The sequence below is a fragment of the Streptomyces sp. P9-A2 genome, from assembly GCF_036634175.1.
Lineage (GTDB): Bacteria > Actinomycetota > Actinomycetes > Streptomycetales > Streptomycetaceae > Streptomyces > Streptomyces pratens.
The window spans coordinates 4199440-4218250 of the sequence record NZ_JAZIFX010000001.1 but is presented as its reverse complement, the minus strand read 5'-3'; the positions used below and the strand labels follow the sequence as shown (position 1 = coordinate 4218250).

Sequence of the window (18811 nt, the reverse complement as noted above, 5' to 3'; positions counted from 1 at the left end):
TGCTCAGGAGGATCGTGGGCTACGGAAGCGCGTGGACGCGGGGTGCGGCGAGTGTCATGATCACGGCGGCGTCCGGCGCGGGGCCGGCGCGCAAGGAGGGGGAACCATGCGGCTCTATCTCGCCATACCGTCTGTAGTGGTGGCGTTACTCTTCGCAGCCTTGGGCATGGCGGCGATCACCCGTGGCTGGGTGCTCCCCATGAACCGGCGTCACGTTCGACACGTTCGCCTCTACGGCTGGGGTCAGTTGGTGGCTGCCGTCGGCCTGTGCTGCCAGGTGGTCTTCGGGCTGGTGATCAACGGCATCGGCATCCGACAGTGGGGGACCATAACAGGCAGCGTGCTCATGGTGACCGGCCTCATCGTGATGGTGATGGGTCAGCTCCTGGGCGGTAAGCGCCAGGTCAGCGGCATGCCCTAGCCGTGGAAGTGGTTGCGCTGGAGGACGGCCTTGCGGACGTTCGCCGTGGTGCCGCCCTTGCGACCGCCAAGACCGAGCACCTGGACGGCGATCCAGCCGACGACGACGACGGCGGCGGCGGCGGCGGCCAGGATGATGAGCTGGGTGATGAACGCCTGTGAACGGCTCCTGATCATGCCTCGGACGGGGCGAACAGACCTCGAAAGGGAGTATGTCGCAAGTCACCGTGGGTTCACGTCCCACCGCTACCCCTCCTGAAGGGCCCCGTCGTCAGATGGGGCCCTTCGTGCGATCATGGGCCCGCTCGGCAGCAAGGGTGACGTCTGTGCACAGCAGTGGCACCAGTGCGCAACAGTGACAGGGGAGGGCCGCGATGGCGGTGAACGCCAAGAAGGTCGCCGTCTACGTCCTCGTGGTCTTCGCGCTGTATGTGATCATCACGGATCCCGCCAAGGCGGCCGACTACGTCCAGATAGCGTTCGAGGGCATATCCGATGCGGCGACCGCCGTCGGGGACTTCATGACATGGCTCGCAAGCGGGGGTGAATGATGATCCGCCACCTGGTCCTCTTCAGGCTGAACGCGGGCGTGGAACGCGATGATCCGCGCGTCGTGGCGGGCGAGGAGGCGTTCCGCTCGCTCGAGGGCAGAATCCCGGAGATCCGCTTCTGGGAGTGCGCCTGGAACATCAGCGACCGGCCCATCGCCTACGACTTCGCCATCAACTCGGCGTTCGACGACGCCGACGCGCTGCGCCGCTACGTGGAGCACCCGGAGCATCAGGCGGGCGTCGGGCTGTGGCGCGAGTTCGCCACGTGGGTGATCGCCGACTACGAGTTCTGAGCCTCCGCCCCAGCAGCCCCCCGTCGCGACGATGGGGGGTTTTTGCGCATGATCGGTACGACGTGACCTCAACACGGAATATGCGGTGCTTGCACACGACGAGCATGTCTTGTGATGCTATGACCGCTTTTGACGGATGAGTCGACCGATGAAGAGGTGGCGTTGACCGTGTCGGCCAGTACTGCGCCGCCCCAGGACCAGGTGTCCGCCCTGACTCCGGCTCCGGCTCAGTCCCCGGACACCCCGGCCCCACTCGTCGGCCCACCCTGCGCCGCCCCTCCCTCCTCCGCCCCTCCTCCCGCCTCCCCCTCCGTCCCTCCTCCCGCCCCTCTCTCCACCACGCCCGCCGGTCCCTCCTCCACCGCATCCCCGCCTGCCGCCCTGTCACCCGCCAAGCGCCGCGGGGCGGACACCCGGGCGCTGACCCAGGTGCTCTTCGGCCAGCTCAAGAACCTCCAGCCGGGCACGCCGGAGCACACCCGCGTACGCGCCGCGCTCATCGAGGCCAACCTGCCGCTCGTGCGCTACGCGGCCGCCCGCTTCCGCTCGCGCAACGAGCCGATGGAGGACGTGGTCCAGGTCGGGACCATCGGGCTCATCAACGCCATCGACCGTTTCGACCCGGAGCGGGGCGTGCAGTTCCCGACGTTCGCGATGCCGACGGTGGTCGGCGAGATCAAGCGGTACTTCCGCGACAACGTCCGCACCGTCCACGTACCGCGCCGGCTGCATGAGTTGTGGGTGCAGGTCAACAGCGCGACCGAAGACCTCACGACCGCCTTCGGGCGCTCCCCGACGACCGCCGAGATCGCCGGACGGCTGCGCATCACCGAGGAGGAGGTGCTCTCCTGCATCGAGGCCGGGCGGTCGTACCACGCCACCTCGCTCGAGGCCGCGCAGGAGGGCGACGGACTCCCCGGACTGCTCGACCGGCTCGGCTACGAGGATCCGGCACTGGACGGCGTCGAGCACCGCGACCTCGTCCGGCATCTGCTCGTCCAACTCCCCGAGCGGGAACAGCGGATCCTGCTGCTGCGGTACTACAGCAACCTCACCCAGTCCCAGATCAGCGCCGAACTGGGCGTCTCCCAAATGCACGTGTCCCGGTTGCTCGCACGCAGCTTCCAGCGCCTGCGGTCCGCAAACAGGATCGACGCGTAATCCCTGAGGGCGAATCGCTCACCAGTGCCTTTACTTGAGCTTCTGGCCTGAAACCACGTCAGACCCCTTGTTTCCAGGGCTGATTCACCCTATGGATGTCGACATGTCACTACAGCGCGTTGCCGACATGTGACATTCTGCCGGAAGCGCGTTTGCCGAAGCTCCGGCTCCGGTATTCAGGTGAAGGCTGCGTTCCTCGGACAGGAACGTTCGCCGCGACCGTCCCGCGACCCAAAGGGGGTGGCATGTCCGCAGACCAGGGCAGCTCGAAGGTGCTCACGCTCGCGGAGAGCGAGACAGCTCCCAATGCTCTCGACGTACTCGGCCCCATCGACGATGTCCCGGCCCTCGCGGCCGCGCCCACTCCAGATCTTCCGGAAACACCGGCGACACCGGCCACAGCGGCCATCGACACCCGCACCCTGTCCCGTTCCCTGTTCCTGCGGCTCGCCGCACTCGACGAGAACAGTCCGGAGCGCGGTTACGTCCGGGACACGCTGATCGAACTCAACCTCCCACTGGTGCGGTACGCGGCAGCCCGATTCCGCTCGCGCAACGAGCCGATGGAGGACATCGTCCAGGTCGGCACCATCGGGCTGATCAAGGCGATCGACCGCTTCGACTGCGAACGGGGCGTGGAGTTCCCTACGTTCGCGATGCCGACGGTGGTCGGTGAGATCAAGCGGTTCTTCCGCGACACGTCATGGTCGGTGCGCGTGCCGCGCCGGCTTCAGGAGCTGCGCCTGGCGCTGACGAAGGCCGGCGACGAGCTCTCCCAGAAGCTCGACCGCTCCCCGACGGTCCCCGAACTCGCCGCGGTACTGGGCGTGTCCGAGGAAGACGTGGTCGACGGACTCGCGGTCGGCAACGCGTACACGGCGTCCTCGCTGGACTCCCCGGCGCCCGAGGACGACGGCGGCGAGGGCTCGCTCGCGGACCGCCTCGGCTACGAGGACACGGCACTGGAGGGCGTGGAGTACCGGGAGTCGCTCAAGCCCCTGCTGGCCAAGCTGCCGCCCCGGGAGCGGCGCATCATCATGCTGCGCTTCTTCGCCAACATGACGCAGTCACAGATCGGCGAGGAGGTCGGCATCTCCCAGATGCACGTCTCCCGGCTGCTCACCCGGACCCTGGCCCAACTGCGCGAGGGCCTCATCTCGGACTGAGACACATCGATCGCCGGTAGCCATCGGTTCCCACCGTCGGCCACCGGACCGGACCGGACACGGACCTACGGCCGCCGGGGCGTCCCTCACGGGCGCAACGGCGGCCTCCGTGTGTCCTGTCGGGCCCCGACAGGACACACGGACCCGACGGGACCTGACGGATCAGCGCAGAGCCAGCCAGGCCACGGCCGCGACGACCGCCACGGCGACGACGACGCCGATGATCAGACCGATACGGGGACCGCCACCGCTCGTCGTGGCGGCCTGCTGCCCCTGAGGGGCGTCGTCGACGAACGCGCGGAACATCTGGGTGCTGCCGGCGGGGTCGTGGTTGCCCTGCGGGGGCTGGGAGTTAGCCATGGCCCGAGACACTAGCGAACTGTCCACGAAGGTCCCAAGCGGGGGCGCCCTCAGATCGGCCGCGCAGGGGCGCGTACAAGGCACCTGTGACTCCGCTCCCCCTCCCGAAGGAAGGGGGCTTCCCACCTGAGGGTTGCGGTCCAGCCCGAACCGATCCCTTGCGGGACACCAGAAACGTACACCAGGGATTCGATTCCCCCACCGGCTGAAGTCGGTGGTTCTCTCGAAAGAGGTCCGATGGGGTGCGGACGGGGCACGCATGGGGCGCGCATGGGGCACGTAGAGGGATCGCGCGCGGGCACACGTCGCTCGGCGGTACGGGCTGAGCGCGGTCCACGTGAGCCATCGGAGCGGGGCCGCAGGGCCCGGCCGCTGGTACCGATTGGCCGACAAACCCTCCCACCTGCGCGTTTACGATTTAACATACTTGCCTTTGCCAAGTTTTGAGGCCCTTGCACCCTTTTTTGTTTGCCTTCAGCAACCAACCACTTCTATCGTTGCCCTAAGCAACGAATGGGAGGTGTCATGGCCGAGCAGGCGCAGTACGAGGAGCTGGTACGGCAGCTCAGTGCCTTCAGCGCGGTGAAGCGAGAGCTGCGCCGGAGCATGCCGGCCGACTTCCACAGCGGCTCCGCCGCCGTGCTGACGGCCCTCGGCCGCCACGGCGCCATGCGCATGAGCCGGCTCACCGAGCTGCTCGCCGTCGACCTCTCGGTCACCAGCCGCCAGGTCACCCACGCGGTCGCGCTCGGCTGGGTCGAGCGGTCCCCCGATCCGACCGACAAGCGCTCCCGCATCCTGCGCCTGACCCCCGCGGGCCGAGTGCAGCTCGACGCGTTGTTCCGACGGGCCACCCAACTGCTCACCGAACGCCTGGACGACTGGTCCGAGGACGAGATCGTCCTGCTCGCCCGGCTCATGTCCCGCCTTCGGGACAGCTTCAGCGACTGCCGGCCCACGCCCCGCGCGACACCACCACCCAGCCCCGCGCCCCCTGCGGCCCCCGTGCCGCCCGAGGCCGCCGCGCCCTCCGAGGCCCCTGGGACCCCGGCTCCTCGTACCCCCCAGGACACCGAGACCGCCCGTACACCCGCAAACGCGTAAGAGTAAGGAAGTCCATGGCAACGACCACACCGACCGGTGTGCGGGCTCGGGCCGAGCGCGGGGGAGACTCCTCCGCGAGCGGCGCTCCCATGTCCCACCGGCAGATCCTGGAGGCACTGTCGGGCCTGCTGCTCGGCATGTTCGCCGCGATCATGTCCTCCACCATCGTCTCCAACGCCCTGCCCGAGATCATCACCGAACTCGGCGGCGGCCAGAGCGCCTACACCTGGGTCGTGACGGCGGCGCTGCTGTCGATGACCGCGTCCACGCCCCTGTGGGGCAAGCTGGCCGACCTGGTCAGCAAGAAGACACTGGTCCAGACGGCCCTGGTCATCTTCATCGTGGGCTCCGTGGTCGCCGGCATGGCGCAGAACCCCGGCATGCTGATCACGGCCCGGGTCATCCAGGGGCTGGGGGCCGGCGGTCTGACCGCGCTGGCCCAGATCATCATGGCCGCGATGATCTCCCCCCGGGAGCGCGGCCGCTACTCCGGCTACCTGGGCGCGACCTTCGCCATCGCGACCGTGGGTGGCCCGCTGATCGGCGGCGTGATCACCGACACCTCGTGGCTCGGCTGGCGCTGGTGCCTGTACGTCGGCGTGCCGTTCGCGCTGATCGCCCTCTTCGTGCTGCAGAAGACCCTGAAGCTGCCGGAGACCAGGCGCAAGGTGAAGGTCGACTGGGCCGGCGCCTTCTTCATCACCGCTGCCGTCAGCCTGCTGCTGATCTGGGTCACCTTCGCCGACGACAAGTTCGCCTGGGTGTCCTGGCAGACGTACGCGATGGTCGGCGGCTCGCTGCTGCTCACCCTGGTCTTCCTGTTCGTCGAGACGAAGGCCGCCGAGCCGATCATCCCGCTGCGGCTGTTCCGCAACCGCACCATCACGCTGGCCTCGGTCGCCTCGCTGTTCGTGGGCATCGCGATGTTCGCCGGCACCATCTACTTCAGCCAGTTCTTCCAGCTGGCCCGGAACGAGTCCCCGACCATGTCGGGTGTCCTCACCATTCCGATGATCGGCGGTCTGTTCGTCTCCTCGACCGTCTCCGGTCTGATCATCACCCGGACCGGTAAGTGGAAGGCCTGGCTCGTCGCCGGCGCCGCGCTGCTGACCGCCGCCCTGGGGCTGCTGAGCTCCATACGCTACGACACCCCGTACTGGCACATCGGCCTCTTCATGGTGATCATGGGCCTCGGCACCGGCATGATGATGCAGAACCTGGTGCTGTGCACGCAGAACCAGGTCGACCCGAGCGACCTCGGCGCCGCGAGCTCCGTCGTCACCTTCTTCCGGTCGCTCGGCGGCGCGGTGGGCGTCTCGGTGCTCGGCTCGGTCATGTCGACCCGGATCAACCACTACGCCGAGGACACCATCGGCTCACTGAGCCCGCAGGAGCGGGCCGCCGCCGCCCAATCGGCCGGCTCCGGTGAACTGCCGGACATGGACCTGCTGCCCGACGGCATCCGCACCTGGCTGGAGAGCGCCTACGGGCACGGCATCGCCGACATCTTCCTGTACGTCGCCCCGGTCGCCTTCCTCGCCTTCCTGGTGACCCTGTTCATCAAGGAGGTCCCGCTGCGGACCTCGGGCGCGCTGGCCCAGGCCGCCGAGTCGCTCTCCGCCGCAACGGTTCCGGTGGCCGCCGGAACGACGGACGAAACCACCGGCGGGGCGGCCGAGGCCGGCACCGCCGACGTCCCGAGCCGGTCCGGCTCCGCTTCGGCCTCCGCCGGCGGTGGCAAAGGCACCACCGGGTCCACCGGGTCCACCGACCCCACCGGCCCCACCGGTTCCGGCAAGTAGTCCGGACCCCTTCGCCTTCGGGCCACCCGACCCCGGTCCGCGGCGGGCGGCACGCTCTTACGACCTCACCCGCGATGGGGAGTGGATCAGCGAGCGGCGTCATGCGGCTTCGCATCCGAGGCGGAGGAGGGAGTGATGGCGGAGCCATCGCGACCGACGACAACGCCGGAGGCGAAGCCGCAGGGCGTCGGGAGCCCGCTCGCCATCGCGGGTGAGGTCGTCAGCGGAGGCGCGCCCCCCACCGCGGGCCGGTCCTCTTCAGCAGGGTCCTCTTCACCGGCCCTCCTCGCCGGTACTCCCCCCGGGTCTTCGCCCCCGACGGCCTGGCGAGGCACCCACCGGCACCCGGCGTCGGTCCTAGGCTGGCGCCATGGCACCGAACATCGCGACGAACACCCGTGTCCCCCTCGATGAGTTGCTGGACTTCGTACGGCCCCGGCACCGCGCGATCCTGCTGACCCGGCGAACCGACGGAAGCCCCCAGGGGTCGCCGCTGACCTGCGGGGTCGACGACTCCGGCCGCATCGTGCTCTCCACCTACCCGGAACGCGCCAAGACCCGCAACGCCAAGAGGGACGCCCACGTGAGCCTGATCGTCCTCAGCGACGAGTGGAACGGCCCCTGGGTACAGATCGACGGCACCGCCGAGGTCCTCGACACACCCGAGTCGGTGGAACCGCTCGTGGAGTACTACCGGAACATCGCCGGCGAACACCCCGACTGGGACGAGTACCGGGCGGCCATGGTCAAGCAGGGCAAGTCGATCATCCGGATCACCCCGGAGCGGTGGGGCCCGGTGGCGACGGGCGGCTTCCCGGCACGGCTGGTCGAAGGGGACTGACGAGCGGGCGGGTGGCGGTGGCTGCTCCCGGTGCCACCGCCCCCCGACCTCCGCCCGCCCTCCGCCCGCTTGCTGCCACTCGCTGCCACTCGCTGCCGACTGCGGAGTGGCCGTCGGCCTTCAGCCGTTGACCGTCAGCCGTTGACCGTCGACCCTCAGCCTTCAACCTTCCGGGTGAGGTCGTAGAAGGTGGCCGAGCCTGCCGTCGCCTCCTCGAAGTTCTCCTCCACCCAGGACGTGATCTGCGAAGAGGTACTGGAGCCGGCGGAATCGTCACCCCCGTCCATGCCCCCGCCCATGCTCCCGCCGGAGACGAAGTAGTGGATCCTCCCTTCCTCCACGTACTGCTGGAACTGGGCCAAGGTCGGTGAGGGGTCGGTGCCGTTGAAGCCGCCGATCGCCATGACGGGTTCACCCGTGGCGAGCTGGTGGCTCGCGGCGTTCTGGGCGCCGATCGCGGCGGCGACCCAGGTGTAGTTCCCGGCGTCGGTCTCCAGGAGTTCCTTCGCCTCCGAGTCGATGCTCGTGCCACCGAGCAGTCCGCCCATGCCGCCCGCACCGCCGCCACCGCCCGGCATGCCGTTCTCGGCACTGCCACCGGTGCCGTCCTGCCGGTTCTGGCCGGGCCGGCCGTCCTGACCGTCCTGGCTGTCCTGACCCATCGGGCCGCCGCCGGGGAAGCCGCCGGTGCCGTTGCCACCGCCGCCGGGCGGGGTCTGGCCCTGCCGGCCCTGACCGCCCCCGCCGGGGAAGCCACCGCCCCCGCCGGGGCCACCGCCCGGACCGCCCCCGCCACCCATGCTCGCGCCCGCCGGACCGGCCGTGACGATGGAACCGGAGTGACCTTCCTGCACCGTGCTCAGCGTGTACGCCGTCGGACCGGCCAACGCCGCCACCAGTGCCAGCCCTGCCACCGCGAGCGCCGGCCGGTGTCCGAGCCGGCCCACGAAGACCAGTCCGAGTGCCGCGACCAGACCGCCGACCAGAACCGGCCACTTCAGCCAGGGCAGGTAATCCGGTGTGCGGTCGAGCAGCACATACTCCCAGGCTGCCGTGGCCGTCGCGGCGGTCGCGAGGCCGAGCGAGGCGGCGACCGAGCGCCGCTTCTCCCACAGCGCGGCCGAGCCCATGCCGACCAGAGCCGCCAGATACGGCGCGATGGCCACCGTGTAGTACTCGTGGAAAATGCCGGCCATGTAGCTGAAGACGACCAAGGTCACCAGCAGCGAGCCGCCCCAGACCAGGAACGAGCCGCGTGCCGGGTCGGTCCGCCCGGCCTTGCGGGTGAGGACCAGCCCCGCGATCAGCAGGATCAGTGCGGCGGGCAGCAGCCAGGAGATCTGGCCACCGACCGAGGAACCGAACATCCGGTCCCAGCCGGTCTCGCCCCACTGCCCGCCACCGGTACCACCGCCGGGGCCACCGGCTCCCCCTCCGCCGACGCTGCCGGTCTCCTCGCCGTTGAGCCGGCCGAGGCCGTTGTAGCCGAAGGTCAGCTCCAGGAAACTGTTGTTCTGCGAGCCGCCGACGTACGGGCGCGAGGACGCGGGCCACAGCTCGACGACCGCCACCCACCAGCCGCCGGAGACGACCAGCGCGAGGGTCGCCCACGCCAGCTGCACCACCCGCTTCTTCGGCTTCACCGGAGCGCAGACACCGTAAACGAGCGCGAGGGGCGGGAGGACGAGGAACGCCTGGAGCGTCTTCGCGAGGAACGCGAAACCGATCACGGCACCGGCCCACACCAGCCACTTCGTCCGGCCGTCCTCCAGGGCACGGACCACGAGGTAGCAGACGAGGGACATCAGCAGCGCCAGCATGGCGTCCGGGTTGTTGAACCGGAACATCAGCGCGGCGACGGGTGTCAGCGCCAGCACGGCGCCCGCGATCAGACCGGCGGCCGGGCCGGAACGGCGGCGCACGGCCGCGTACACGACAGCGACCGTGCCGACGCCCATCAGCACCTCGGGCACGAGGATCGCCCAGGAGTTCAGGCCGAAGACCCGCACCGAGAGCCCCATCGGCCACAGTGAGGCCGGGGGCTTGTCCACGGTGATGGCGTTCGCCGCGTCCAGCGAGCCGAAGAAGAACGCCTTCCACGATTCGCTGCCCGCCTGCACCGCCGCCGAGTAGAAGGAGTTGGCGTATCCGGACGCGCCCAGGTTGTACAGATACAGCAGCCCGGTCACCAACAGCAGTCCGAGGAAGGCCGGTCGCGCCCAACGGGGGTCCTCCGGCCCACCGCGCCACAGTCTCCGGGCGAGCGGCTGCCGTGGTTCCTCCTCCGCGGGAGCGGAGGCAGGGCGGGGTGGCCCCCAGACGGTGGGGGCCACCCCGGCACTCGTTCCGGCACTCGTTCCGGGAATCGTTCCGGGACTCGTCTGATCGGACTGCGTGCTCATCGAGGGTTCCTCGGGTCGATGCCGGACGGGCCGGACGTACGGGGCCGGGCTGCCGGACCGGACGGATGGGACGCGGGGGACGCGGGGGACGCGGGGGGCACGGGGGACGCGGGGGGCACGGGGGGCACGGCGGGCGGACGCGGGGGACGTGGGGGACGCGGGGGGCACGGGGGGCACGGCGGGCGGACGCACCGGCTGCAGCCGCATGGTCGCGTCCCGCCGGGAGCGGTCTCCGTCAAAGGCGTCAAAAGCGTCAAGGGCTTCGAAGACGTCGAGGGGAGACGTGGCCGGCCCTTTGTGACGATCCTGGTGGTGCCGGGAGTCGGGGTGGCCGCGGTCCGGGAAGACCCACGCCCGGAACAACAGGAACCGCAGTACCGTCGCGGCGAGGTTGGCGGCGATCAGAACCGCCAGCTCGGTGGAGTGGGCGGGATCGCCGGCCGCGGCGTTGAGCGCGGCGAGTGAACCGGCGGTCAGCACGAGGCCGATACCGAAGACGACCAGCCCTTGCGCCTGGTGCCGTACCGCACCACCACGCCCCCGCACCCCGAACGTGAGCCGGCGGTTGGCGGCCGTGTTGGCGACCGCCGAGACCAGCAGGGCGAGCCCATTGGCCGTCTGAGAGCCGGCGAAGGTCCGGAAGCCGCTGTAGAGCAGCAGATAGACGAGCGTGGACAGGGCGCCGACGACGCAGAAGCCGACCAACTGCCGTGCCAGCCCCTGCGGTACGCCCGTCAGGTCGCGGTCGCGCGGGTCGTCGCCGAAGGGCCTGGTCAACCGGTCCAGCGGCAGCGAACCGGTGGCCAGGGCCCTGCCGACCCGCCACACGCCCTTGAGGTCGTCGGTCGCCGTCCGGACGATGTGCACGGTCGAGTCGGGGTCGTCGACCCAGTCGACCGGTACCTCGTGGATCCGCAGCCCCGCGCGCTCGGCGAGCACCAGCAGTTCGGTGTCGAAGAACCAGCCGCTGTCCTCCACCAGTGGGAGCAGCACCTGGGCGACGTCCCGGCGGATCGCCTTGAAACCGCACTGCGCGTCGGAGAAGCGGGCCTGGAGCGAACCCCTCAGGATCAGGTTGTACGAGCGGCTGATGAATTCCCGCTTGGTACCCCGCACGACTCGTGAACTCCGGCTGAGCCGGGAGCCGATGGCGAGGTCCGAGTGGCCGGAGATCAGCGGGGCGACCAACGGCAGCAGGGCGTTCAGGTCGGTGGACAGGTCCACGTCCATGTAGGCGAGGACGGGGGCGTCCGAGGCCGACCAGACGGTCTGCAGGGCCCGGCCCCGCCCCTTCCGCTCCAGCCGGAAGGACCTCACCTCCGTGATCCGCTCCGCCAGTCCCGCCGCCACCTGCGCGGTGGTGTCCGTGGAGGCGTTGTCCGCGATCGTGATGCGGAACGCGTAGGGGAAGGTGCGGGTGAGGTGCTCGTGCAGTCTGCGGACGCACGGCCGGAGGTCCTTCTCCTCGTTGTGGACGGGGATCACTAGGTCCAGGACCGGCGTGGCGGCTCCGTCGACCGGGAGGTGTTCCCGGGCCGGCAACTGCTCCCACGCCGGCTCAGTGCCGGAAGAAGAGTCGGTTCGCATGGCGCCGACTCTTCTCAAGGCCCCTGTTCCGCCCGTGTGCCGAGGCTGTGCTGCGCCTGTGAGTACGCCGGTGAGTACGGGGACGGACGCGGCGCGGGCGCCGGCCGGGGCGCCGGCCGGGGTGCCCACGCGGACTCCGGGGCTAGCGCGGGGCGGGGGGCGAGCGCGGGCAGCCACAGCGTGAACACCGTCCTTCCCGGCACGCTCTCGACGGTCACGGCACCGTCGTGTGCGGTTGCGACGGCCTGCACGATGGCCAGCCCCAGACCCGTCGAGCCACCGGTGGAGGCGCTGGCAGAGGCGCTGGCAGAGGCAGAGGCACTGGTCGAACCACCTGCCGACCCACCGGTAGAGGCATCCACCGAACCCCCGGGCGAGCGGGTGCGCGCCGAGTCACCACGTGCGAACCGTTCGAAGACGTGCGAAACCAGCGTCGGCGGGATGCCGGGCCCGTCGTCCGCCACCTCCACGCACAGCCAGGAACCCTGCCGCCGCACCCCCGCGGTCACGGTGGTGCCCGGCGGGGTGTGGTGGCGGGCGTTGCCGAGCAGGTTGACCAGCACCTGCTGGAGGCGGGCCGCGTCGGCGTGCGCAGTGGCGGGCTCGTCGGGCAGCTCCAGCCGCCAGTGATAATCCGGGCCGGCCGCGCGGGCGTCGCTGACGGTGTCCACGACGAGCGGGACGAGGTCGGTCTCCTCGAACTGCAGGGGCCGCCCGGCGTCCAGGCGCGCGAGCAGCAGCAGGTCCTCGACGAGCAGGGTCATCCGGCCCGCCTCGGACTCGATCCGCCGCAGCGCGTGCCGGGTATCGGGGCCGACCTCCTCCCGTCCCCGCCTGGTGAGTTCGGCGTAGCCCCGGATGGAGGCCAGGGGTGTACGCAGCTCATGACTGGCGTCGGCGACGAACTGCCGTACCCGCGTCTCGCTCGCCTGACGTGCGTGCAGCGCGCCGTGGACGTGGTCGAGCATCCGGTTCAGGGCGGCGCCGACCCGGCCGACCTCGGTGTGCGGATCGCATTCGGCCTCGGGAACCCGTTCCTCGAGCGTCACCTCGCCGCGGTGCAAAGGCAGTTCGGAGACCCGGGTGGCGGTGGCGGCGACCCGGCGCAGCGGGCCGGTCGCGACGCCGACGAGAACGAACCCCGCGATACCGGCCGCCACGAGCCCGGCGCCGGTGACGCTCACCTCTACCAGGATGAGAGTGCTGATGGTGTCGTCGGTGTTCTCGGTCGGCAGTGCGACGTAGAACGTGCCGTTGCGGCCGCTCAGGTACTCCACGCGGTACTCGCCCAGGCCGGGGATCTCCGCGGTGTGCTGCTTCTCGTCACGTGGTACGGCCGCGAGGGCGGTGAGCTGGGCGTCGGTGAGCGGCGCGGCCTCGGGCGTCGTGACCCCGTTCTCCTCCCTGGAGGTGCTGACGATCCCTTCGGCCACCCGGCCGTCCTCGACGGTCGCGCCGATGGTGCCGAAGCCCTGCGGGCCCTTGACGACGAATTCGAGCGGGCCCTGTCCGCCCTGGAGCTGAAGGGGCGGCCCGCCGTCCGCGGGCCCGCCGGCAGCACGCATCGCCACCTCACGCAGCTGCCCGTCCAACTGCTCGTACAGGTGCGACCGCAGGGCCAGCGTCGTCACCGTGCCGATCACCGCGCACACCACGGCGATCAGGACCACGGACGCGACGACGAGCCGGGTCCGTAGCGTGCGCGGTGTGCCCGCTCTCCGCCGTGGACGCGGCCGTCGTCGTCCGCTCACGACACCGCGGGTTTGATCAGGTACCCGGCACCGCGCCGGGTGTGGATCATCGGCTCCCGGCCGGCGTCGATCTTCCGGCGAAGATACGAGATGTACAGCTCGACGACGTTCGCCTGCCCGCCGAAGTCGTAGGACCAGACCCGGTCGAGGATCTGCGCCTTGCTGAGCACCCGCCGCGGGTTGCGCATCAGGTAGCGCAGCAGCTCGAACTCGGTGGCGGTGAGGTGGATGTCCACCCCGGCCCGGGTCACGTCGCGGCTGTCCTCGTCGAGCGTGAGGTCGCCGACCACCAGCATGGACTCCGGCCGTCGGTCGGCCGCGCCGGAGCGCCGGATCAGGCCGCGCAGCCGCGCGACGACCTCCTCCAGGCTGAACGGCTTGGTCACGTAGTCGTCGCCGCCGGCGGTCAGGCCCGCGATGCGGTCCTCGACGGCGTCCCTCGCGGTGAGGAAGAGGACGGGCATGTCCTGCTGCTCGCGGCGCAGCCTCCCGAGCACGGACAGACCGTCCATGTCCGGCAGCATCATGTCCAGGACGACGGCATCGGGCCGGAACTCGCGTGCGGCCCGGACAGCGCCCCGGCCGTCCGCCTCACTGCGGGTCTGCCAGCCCTCGTAGCGCAGGGCCATGGAGAGCAGTTCGGTGATCGGCTGCTCGTCGTCCACCACCAGCACCCGGACGGGGCTCCCGTCCGGCCTCAGCAGTTCGGTGCGCCCCTGGGGCGAGGTCGTGGTCATGCTCCACACCCTCGCGGGGACCCCTGAGAGTGCCCTTTCGGAAGTCTGTGTTTTCCCTGAGAAGTCCTCCGGCGACTCCTCACCCCTCACCCCTCACCCCTCACCCCTCCAGCCGCCCCGACGCTCCTGTCAGCCAGCGGCGCCGCTTCCGATCCCGCTCCCGCTCCCGCTCCCGTCTTCGTCCCCCCGCAGGCCGAAGATGCGGGCCGCGTTGTCGTGGCACACCGCCCGCAGCCATGCGGACCCGAGCCCGAGCCGCTCCAGTGCGTGGAGCTGATGAAGGTACGGGTACGGGATGTTGGGGAAGTCCGTGCCGAGCAGGATCCGGTCACCGAGACCGGCCAGCCGGGGCAGGGCCCGCCGGGGGAACGGCGCCATACGCTCGGCGAAGTCGGTGAACGCCATCGTGGTGTCCAGCCGCACCTCCGGGTAGCGCTCGGCGAGGTCGAGGAAGTCCTCGTACTCGGGCATCCCGAGGTGCGCCACGACCAGACGCAGCCGGGGGTGCCGGGCCAGTACCCGCGCGATCGGCTCGGGGCCGGTGTACTTGCCGGGCGCGGGCCCGGAACCGCAGTGGATCACCACCGGGACGCCCGCTTCGGCGAGCACGCCCCAGGCACCGTCGAGCAACGCGTCGGCCGGATCGTACGCCCCCACCTGCACATGCGCCTTGAAGACCCGCGCCCCCGCTTCGACGGCACCCCTGACCAGGCTCTCGGCCCCGGGTTCGGGGAACAGCGTCGAGGTGTGCAGGCAGCCGGGCGTACGGCGGGCGAAGCCGACCGCCCAGTCGTTCAGCCACCGCGCCATGCCGGGCTTGTGCGGATAGAGCATGGCCGTGAAGGCAGCCACCCCGAACTCCCCCAGCAGCTCGGCCCGTTCCCTCTCCTCCTGCCGGTAGGTGATCGGCCACTCGACCCCGCCGGTCAACGGCCCGAGCTCGTCGAAGTAGGCCCACACCTTGCGCAGCACCCGTTCCGGCATGAAGTGCGTGTGCACGTCGACGAGTCCGGGAAGCCCGAGCCCCTCCCAGAAGCGCCGCACGTCAGCGGCCTCGGCACGGGCGGACTCCGTGAGGTGATGGCTCATACCGCCACGATCACCCGGGACCCGGCCCCCGGTCCACCCCCTGCCGCCAGGACGGGCCGACGCACCGGACGACCACCGCATGGATTGCCGAGGCCCCTCGCGCACCGGATCAGAACAAGCCGTCCTGCACTCCCGTCCCCTCCCCCGCCCCCCTGAGTGTCTTGAGCGCCTTGAGCGCCTTGACCGGCACGTCGAACTCCCTGCCCTCCGCCGGAACCAGCCCCCACCCGGGCAGGAACCGCGTATCCAGCACCACCACACCACCCTCCGTCGCCAGATGCAGATCCGGTCCGGCGGCAGCCACCAGCTCCCCGCTCACCACGCCCCCGGGAACCAGCTCGCCCACTTCCCCGAAAGCGGCCGGCGCCCCCGCCAGCCCGAACATCCCGACCTGGTCGACGGGCCGGAACGCCTCACGGTCCAGCGACTCCGGCCACCCGGCCAGAGCGACCGCCCTCCCGTGCAACTCCGCCAGCTCCGCAGCCCGTTCGCCCTCCGTACCCGGAAGTACCGCGCGTACCGCCCGCTTGTCCGCGTAGGGGACCCGGTCGGGCACCCGAAGTGCGGCGCGCAGCAGCTCCTCGGTGCGCCGCGCCGCCATCAGCGGGCCGGTCCCCAGCCAGCTGAAACAGACCGCCCCCTGCTCCAGCAGCCTCGCCGGGCCCCGCGCCACCCCGGTGATCCCTACCTTGACCATTCCGGGACCGAACCAGGCCAGATATACGCGGTACGGCCGCGGATCGTCCGCGAGGGTGTCGGCGGCCACGGAGTGCGCCCGGTCCAGCCGCGCGCACTCCGCGCACCGCGCTCCCGTGCCTCGCCCCGGCACCACCGCGCCGAGCGGACACGCATGCCCCCGTGCCCCCACGCATGTCCGCGCTCCCCCTTCCGCGACCGCGAAGGCCACCCGTTTCCCCCAGGTCAGGGCACTGTGCCGCCCACCGTCCCACGCCAGCGCGGGACCGCTTGCCGACCACCGCAGCCCCGAGCATCTCCACACCTGTGCCATCTCCGACGAGACTAGGGGCCGCCACTGACAACGAGCCACTGGCAACAGGACTGGCAGCGGTCCGCCGACAACGGGCCGCGCACGAAGGAAGCCTCAGCGCACGGAGGAGCCACCGGCACCCACGGGGCCCGGCTCCCCGGCACCGTTCCTGGGGGCGGGGACGGAGCCGGGAAGGGGGTCGGGGAGGGGGTCGCCGGATTCCGCCACCGTGGTCCGGCCCCGGCCCCGGCCCGCCAGCCGGCATCCCAGGCACCCCGGATGTCCGTCCCCGGCCTCGGGGTCCCTGACCCGCCAGTCCCACTGCTCCCTCGGCCGCCGCCCTGTCGGCTTGCCCCACCCGGCCAGGTGCAGCGCCCAGGTGACGAGGAGGCCGAGCAGGACGATGCCCAGGCCGGCGGCCCGCGACACCCCGGACCCCGTGCACACCCCCAGCGCGAGAACGGCCGCCCCCACGGTGACGATCCCGAAACCGGTCCACCCGGCGACGGTATGCCCATGGTCATATTGATGTGCGCTCACGTACCTGCTCCCTCACACGGTCGACGGGCGCGAAAATATCTCACGACGTAAGCAATTTAGCGCAGAAAACCCTCACGCGCTAAGTGAAATGGGGAACACCATGCACGCGAAGCCGCGCCAGCCCGCCACGCCGGAGCAGGCGCTGTGGGCGATGGACCGCCTCATCGCGACCCACCTGGTGGGCCAGCACCGGATCGCCCAGCAGGTGGACCTGAACGTCACCGACCTGACCTGCTTCGGGTTCGTCATCGCGTCGGGCGAGCACCTGCCCACAGCGGGGGAACTGGCGGAACGCGTCCACGTCACGACGGGCGCGATGACCGGCATCCTCAATCGCCTGGAACGCGCCGGCTACATCACCCGCCGCCCCGACCCCGCGGACCGCCGTCGCGTCCGGGTGGCCGCCCAGCCGGACGCCGTGGCTCGCGTCCGTGAGATCTACGAGCCGCACTACACCCGGCTCACCGCGCTCTTCGCCGACTACGGCCCCGACGAGATCGCCGTCCTGAACGACTGGTTCACCCGCGCGAACGCCCTCGCGGCCGACTACCTCGAGGAGCACGGCCGCACCAAGTGACGCGGCGCACGGCACGACACGGCCCGGCACCCGAGGTGCCGAGCACACCCCGGGGTGCAAACCTGGATGAGGAGACACACAGCTCGGGGACCGCTCGGGGCAGCCGAAAGGGCGAGCACATGGCGAGCAATGTCAGCGGAACACGCCAGCAGCGGGCCGGGCGGGAGGCCCAGAGCGCCTGGGCGACGGGCTGGACCGGAGCCGCGGCGGTCCTGATGACGTTCGGCGGGATCATGGCGATCTTCCAGGGCATCGCCGCCATCGCCGAGGACGACGTCTTCGTCACCACCCGCAACTTCACCTACGCGTTCAGCCTGACCGGCTGGGGCTGGATCCACCTGATCCTCGGCGCCCTCGTCCTGGCCGCGGGTCTCGCCCTGTTCACGGGGGCGACCTGGGCCCGCGCCGTAGGCGTCGCGCTGGCCGGACTGAGCATGATCGCCAACTTCGTGTGGCTGCCCTACGCGCCGGTCTGGTCGATCGTCCTCATCGTCATCGACGGCTTCATCATCTGGGCCCTGTGCTCACCACGCCGCGAGACGACGCCCCAGACCTAACAACACCCGCCCCTTCCGCCTCACCCCCATGGAAAGCAGCGACAACCGCGAGCCGGCCACGACACGGAGCCCCCTGTGGCGCTGGCTCACCCAGGCTCTCGCCGCGACCGTCCTGGTCACCGCCTACTTCCTGCTCCCCCTCAACGGCCTGGGCCCTCGACACCCCACCCTGAGCTGGACCCTCTTCGGCCTGACCCTGGCCCTCATCGCCGCCCTGCTGCTCCAGCAGATCAACCACGTCCTCCTCAACCACCCGCACGCCCGGCCCGGACTGGTCATCCCCCTGCTGATGAGCCTGTCCATCCTGGTCTTCGCCACGGCCTACCAGGGCCTGGCACAAAGCCCCGGCGAACTCATCGGCCTCGACACCCGTCTGGACGCCCTGTACTTCACGATCGTCACCCTCGCCACCGTCGGTTACGGCGACATCACCCCGCACAGCCAGACGGCCCGCCTGGTCACCATGCTCCAGATCCTCTACACCTTCATCTTCCTCACCGCGGCGGCCACCGCCCTGAGCCACCGGATCCGCACCGTGCTCCTCCACCGCAGAACCGACCACCACCACAAACCCTGACCCCGCCGACCTCACCCGTCCCGTCCCCCACAAGGTCCACCGCCGGAGCGAGCTCGCGCGAAGCCACGGGACCGGATACCGGCCCTCCCTCTTCCCACACGACAAGAGCCCCGCCGGTTCAACCGGCGGGGCTCTTGCTCTCTGTGCACTCGGCAGGATTCGAACCTGCAACCTTCTGATCCGTAGTCAGATGCTCTATCCGTTAAGCTACGAGTGCCTGCTCTTCAGTTTTCTCGCCGCTCCCGGCCCTTTGCGGGCTCGCTCGCGGCGACAGGAAGAACATTACATGACCGCCGCCGCCATGTGAA

The 18811-nt window shown here is 70.5% G+C and carries 18 protein-coding genes, 1 tRNA gene and 2 pseudogenes; 11 read left to right on the top strand and 10 right to left on the bottom strand.

What is annotated here, in order from left to right; genetic code table 11:
* Positions 1-106 precede the first annotated feature (106 nt).
* Positions 107-421 carry a hypothetical protein gene (locus tag V4Y04_RS19160; RefSeq protein ID WP_332429422.1) on the top strand — a complete coding sequence of 105 codons (315 nt, stop codon included), beginning with the start codon at positions 107-109 and terminating at the stop codon, positions 419-421.
* On the opposite strand, the gene V4Y04_RS19155 is transcribed toward V4Y04_RS19160, so the two are convergent.
* Positions 418-597 carry a hypothetical protein gene (locus V4Y04_RS19155; protein ID WP_332433155.1) on the bottom strand — a complete coding sequence of 60 codons (180 nt, stop codon included), beginning with the start codon at positions 595-597 and terminating at the stop codon, positions 418-420. The genes V4Y04_RS19160 and V4Y04_RS19155 overlap by 4 nt on opposite strands.
* Before the next feature lie 197 nt (positions 598-794).
* Between V4Y04_RS19155 and V4Y04_RS19150 the strand changes: the two genes are divergently transcribed.
* From V4Y04_RS19150 to V4Y04_RS19135, 4 genes are all read left to right on the top strand, one after another.
* On the top strand, positions 795-971 hold the full coding sequence (locus tag V4Y04_RS19150; protein ID WP_332429421.1) for a hypothetical protein: 177 nt from the start codon (positions 795-797) through the stop codon (positions 969-971).
* Positions 971-1264 carry a Dabb family protein gene (locus V4Y04_RS19145; protein ID WP_332429420.1) on the top strand — a complete coding sequence of 98 codons (294 nt, stop codon included), beginning with the start codon at positions 971-973 and terminating at the stop codon, positions 1262-1264. Before V4Y04_RS19150 ends, V4Y04_RS19145 begins: the two co-directional genes overlap by 1 nt.
* A 162-nt stretch (positions 1265-1426) precedes the next feature.
* Positions 1427-2425: an RNA polymerase sigma factor SigF gene (locus V4Y04_RS19140; RefSeq protein WP_443080188.1), complete on the top strand. Its 999-nt coding sequence runs from the start codon at positions 1427-1429 to the stop codon at positions 2423-2425.
* A gap of 245 nt (positions 2426-2670) precedes the next feature.
* Positions 2671-3591: an RNA polymerase sigma factor SigF gene (locus V4Y04_RS19135; protein WP_332429418.1), complete on the top strand. Its 921-nt coding sequence runs from the start codon at positions 2671-2673 to the stop codon at positions 3589-3591.
* A gap of 162 nt (positions 3592-3753) precedes the next feature.
* Here V4Y04_RS19135 and V4Y04_RS19130 read toward each other — a convergent pair whose 3' ends face one another.
* Complete coding sequence (locus V4Y04_RS19130; RefSeq protein WP_332429417.1) at positions 3754-3951, bottom strand: hypothetical protein; 198 nt, start codon at positions 3949-3951, stop codon at positions 3754-3756.
* Positions 3952-4476: 525 nt separating this feature from the next.
* Between V4Y04_RS19130 and V4Y04_RS19125 the strand changes: the two genes are divergently transcribed.
* The 3 genes and pseudogenes from V4Y04_RS19125 to V4Y04_RS19115 all read left to right on the top strand — a co-directional run bounded on the left by V4Y04_RS19125 (position 4477) and on the right by V4Y04_RS19115 (position 7698).
* Positions 4477-5055 (top strand): MarR family winged helix-turn-helix transcriptional regulator, encoded by a 579-nt coding sequence (locus V4Y04_RS19125; RefSeq protein ID WP_332429416.1) that lies wholly within the window; start codon positions 4477-4479, stop codon positions 5053-5055.
* A 14-nt stretch (positions 5056-5069) separates the two neighbouring features.
* A pseudogene (locus V4Y04_RS19120) lies at positions 5070-6713 on the top strand (MDR family MFS transporter); the annotation flags it as partial.
* A 514-nt stretch (positions 6714-7227) separates the two neighbouring features.
* Positions 7228-7698, top strand: coding sequence for a PPOX class F420-dependent oxidoreductase (locus V4Y04_RS19115; RefSeq protein WP_332429415.1), 471 nt, complete (start codon positions 7228-7230; stop codon positions 7696-7698).
* A gap of 155 nt (positions 7699-7853) precedes the next feature.
* On the opposite strand, the gene V4Y04_RS19110 is transcribed toward V4Y04_RS19115, so the two are convergent.
* From V4Y04_RS19110 to V4Y04_RS19080, 7 genes and pseudogenes are all read right to left on the bottom strand, one after another.
* Positions 7854-10100 (bottom strand): glycosyltransferase family 39 protein, encoded by a 2247-nt coding sequence (locus tag V4Y04_RS19110; RefSeq protein WP_332432910.1) that lies wholly within the window; start codon positions 10098-10100, stop codon positions 7854-7856.
* Between the two features lie 354 nt (positions 10101-10454).
* Positions 10455-11687 (bottom strand): annotated as a pseudogene (locus V4Y04_RS19105) (glycosyltransferase); the annotation flags it as partial.
* Positions 11688-11701: 14 nt separating this feature from the next.
* Positions 11702-13438 carry a sensor histidine kinase gene (locus V4Y04_RS19100; RefSeq protein WP_332429414.1) on the bottom strand — a complete coding sequence of 579 codons (1737 nt, stop codon included), beginning with the start codon at positions 13436-13438 and terminating at the stop codon, positions 11702-11704.
* Positions 13435-14175: a response regulator transcription factor gene (locus V4Y04_RS19095; RefSeq protein ID WP_332429413.1), complete on the bottom strand. Its 741-nt coding sequence runs from the start codon at positions 14173-14175 to the stop codon at positions 13435-13437. Before V4Y04_RS19095 ends, V4Y04_RS19100 begins: the two co-directional genes overlap by 4 nt.
* A 129-nt stretch (positions 14176-14304) precedes the next feature.
* Entirely contained in the window at positions 14305-15264 is a 960-nt protein-coding gene (locus V4Y04_RS19090; RefSeq protein WP_332429412.1) for an amidohydrolase family protein, read from the bottom strand.
* Between the two features lie 109 nt (positions 15265-15373).
* Positions 15374-16273 carry a DUF2797 domain-containing protein gene (locus V4Y04_RS19085; RefSeq protein ID WP_332429411.1) on the bottom strand — a complete coding sequence of 300 codons (900 nt, stop codon included), beginning with the start codon at positions 16271-16273 and terminating at the stop codon, positions 15374-15376.
* 93 nt (positions 16274-16366) lie between these two features.
* A complete protein-coding gene (locus V4Y04_RS19080; RefSeq protein WP_332429410.1) occupies positions 16367-16792 on the bottom strand; it encodes an HGxxPAAW family protein in 426 nt (141 codons plus the stop codon).
* Between the two features lie 100 nt (positions 16793-16892).
* On the opposite strand from V4Y04_RS19080, the gene V4Y04_RS19075 reads away from it, so the two are divergent.
* The 3 genes from V4Y04_RS19075 (at position 16893) to V4Y04_RS19065 (ending at position 18503) form a co-directional block, all read left to right on the top strand.
* On the top strand, positions 16893-17369 hold the full coding sequence (locus V4Y04_RS19075; protein WP_332429409.1) for a MarR family winged helix-turn-helix transcriptional regulator: 477 nt from the start codon (positions 16893-16895) through the stop codon (positions 17367-17369).
* A 119-nt stretch (positions 17370-17488) separates the two neighbouring features.
* Positions 17489-17926 (top strand): DUF7144 family membrane protein, encoded by a 438-nt coding sequence (locus V4Y04_RS19070; protein ID WP_332429408.1) that lies wholly within the window; start codon positions 17489-17491, stop codon positions 17924-17926.
* Between the two features lie 28 nt (positions 17927-17954).
* Positions 17955-18503, top strand: a complete 549-nt coding sequence (locus V4Y04_RS19065; RefSeq protein ID WP_332429407.1) for a potassium channel family protein — start codon at positions 17955-17957, stop codon at positions 18501-18503.
* 144 nt (positions 18504-18647) lie between these two features.
* Here V4Y04_RS19065 and V4Y04_RS19060 read toward each other — a convergent pair.
* Positions 18648-18720 (bottom strand) — tRNA-Arg (locus V4Y04_RS19060).
* Positions 18721-18811: the final 91 nt, after the last annotated feature.

Bases quoted from the DNA above. Each gene is read 5' to 3' on its own strand.
- V4Y04_RS19130 (WP_332429417.1), bottom strand. From the start codon at position 3,951: ATGGCTAACTCCCAGCCCCCGCAGGGCAACCACGACCCCGCCGGCAGC.
- V4Y04_RS19160 (WP_332429422.1), top strand. From the start codon at position 107: ATGCGGCTCTATCTCGCCATACCGTCTGTAGTGGTGGCGTTACTCTTC.
- V4Y04_RS19115 (WP_332429415.1), top strand. From the start codon at position 7,228: ATGGCACCGAACATCGCGACGAACACCCGTGTCCCCCTCGATGAGTTG.
- V4Y04_RS19090 (WP_332429412.1), bottom strand. From the start codon at position 15,264: ATGAGCCATCACCTCACGGAGTCCGCCCGTGCCGAGGCCGCTGACGTG.
- V4Y04_RS19135 (WP_332429418.1), top strand. From the start codon at position 2,671: ATGTCCGCAGACCAGGGCAGCTCGAAGGTGCTCACGCTCGCGGAGAGC.
- V4Y04_RS19095 (WP_332429413.1), bottom strand. From the start codon at position 14,175: ATGACCACGACCTCGCCCCAGGGGCGCACCGAACTGCTGAGGCCGGAC.
- V4Y04_RS19145 (WP_332429420.1), top strand. From the start codon at position 971: ATGATCCGCCACCTGGTCCTCTTCAGGCTGAACGCGGGCGTGGAACGC.
- V4Y04_RS19150 (WP_332429421.1), top strand. From the start codon at position 795: ATGGCGGTGAACGCCAAGAAGGTCGCCGTCTACGTCCTCGTGGTCTTC.
- V4Y04_RS19125 (WP_332429416.1), top strand. From the start codon at position 4,477: ATGGCCGAGCAGGCGCAGTACGAGGAGCTGGTACGGCAGCTCAGTGCC.
- V4Y04_RS19085 (WP_332429411.1), bottom strand. From the start codon at position 16,273: ATGGCACAGGTGTGGAGATGCTCGGGGCTGCGGTGGTCGGCAAGCGGT.
- V4Y04_RS19075 (WP_332429409.1), top strand. From the start codon at position 16,893: ATGCACGCGAAGCCGCGCCAGCCCGCCACGCCGGAGCAGGCGCTGTGG.
- V4Y04_RS19110 (WP_332432910.1), bottom strand. From the start codon at position 10,100: ATGAGCACGCAGTCCGATCAGACGAGTCCCGGAACGATTCCCGGAACG.
- V4Y04_RS19155 (WP_332433155.1), bottom strand. From the start codon at position 597: ATGATCAGGAGCCGTTCACAGGCGTTCATCACCCAGCTCATCATCCTG.
- V4Y04_RS19070 (WP_332429408.1), top strand. From the start codon at position 17,489: ATGGCGAGCAATGTCAGCGGAACACGCCAGCAGCGGGCCGGGCGGGAG.
- V4Y04_RS19065 (WP_332429407.1), top strand. From the start codon at position 17,955: ATGGAAAGCAGCGACAACCGCGAGCCGGCCACGACACGGAGCCCCCTG.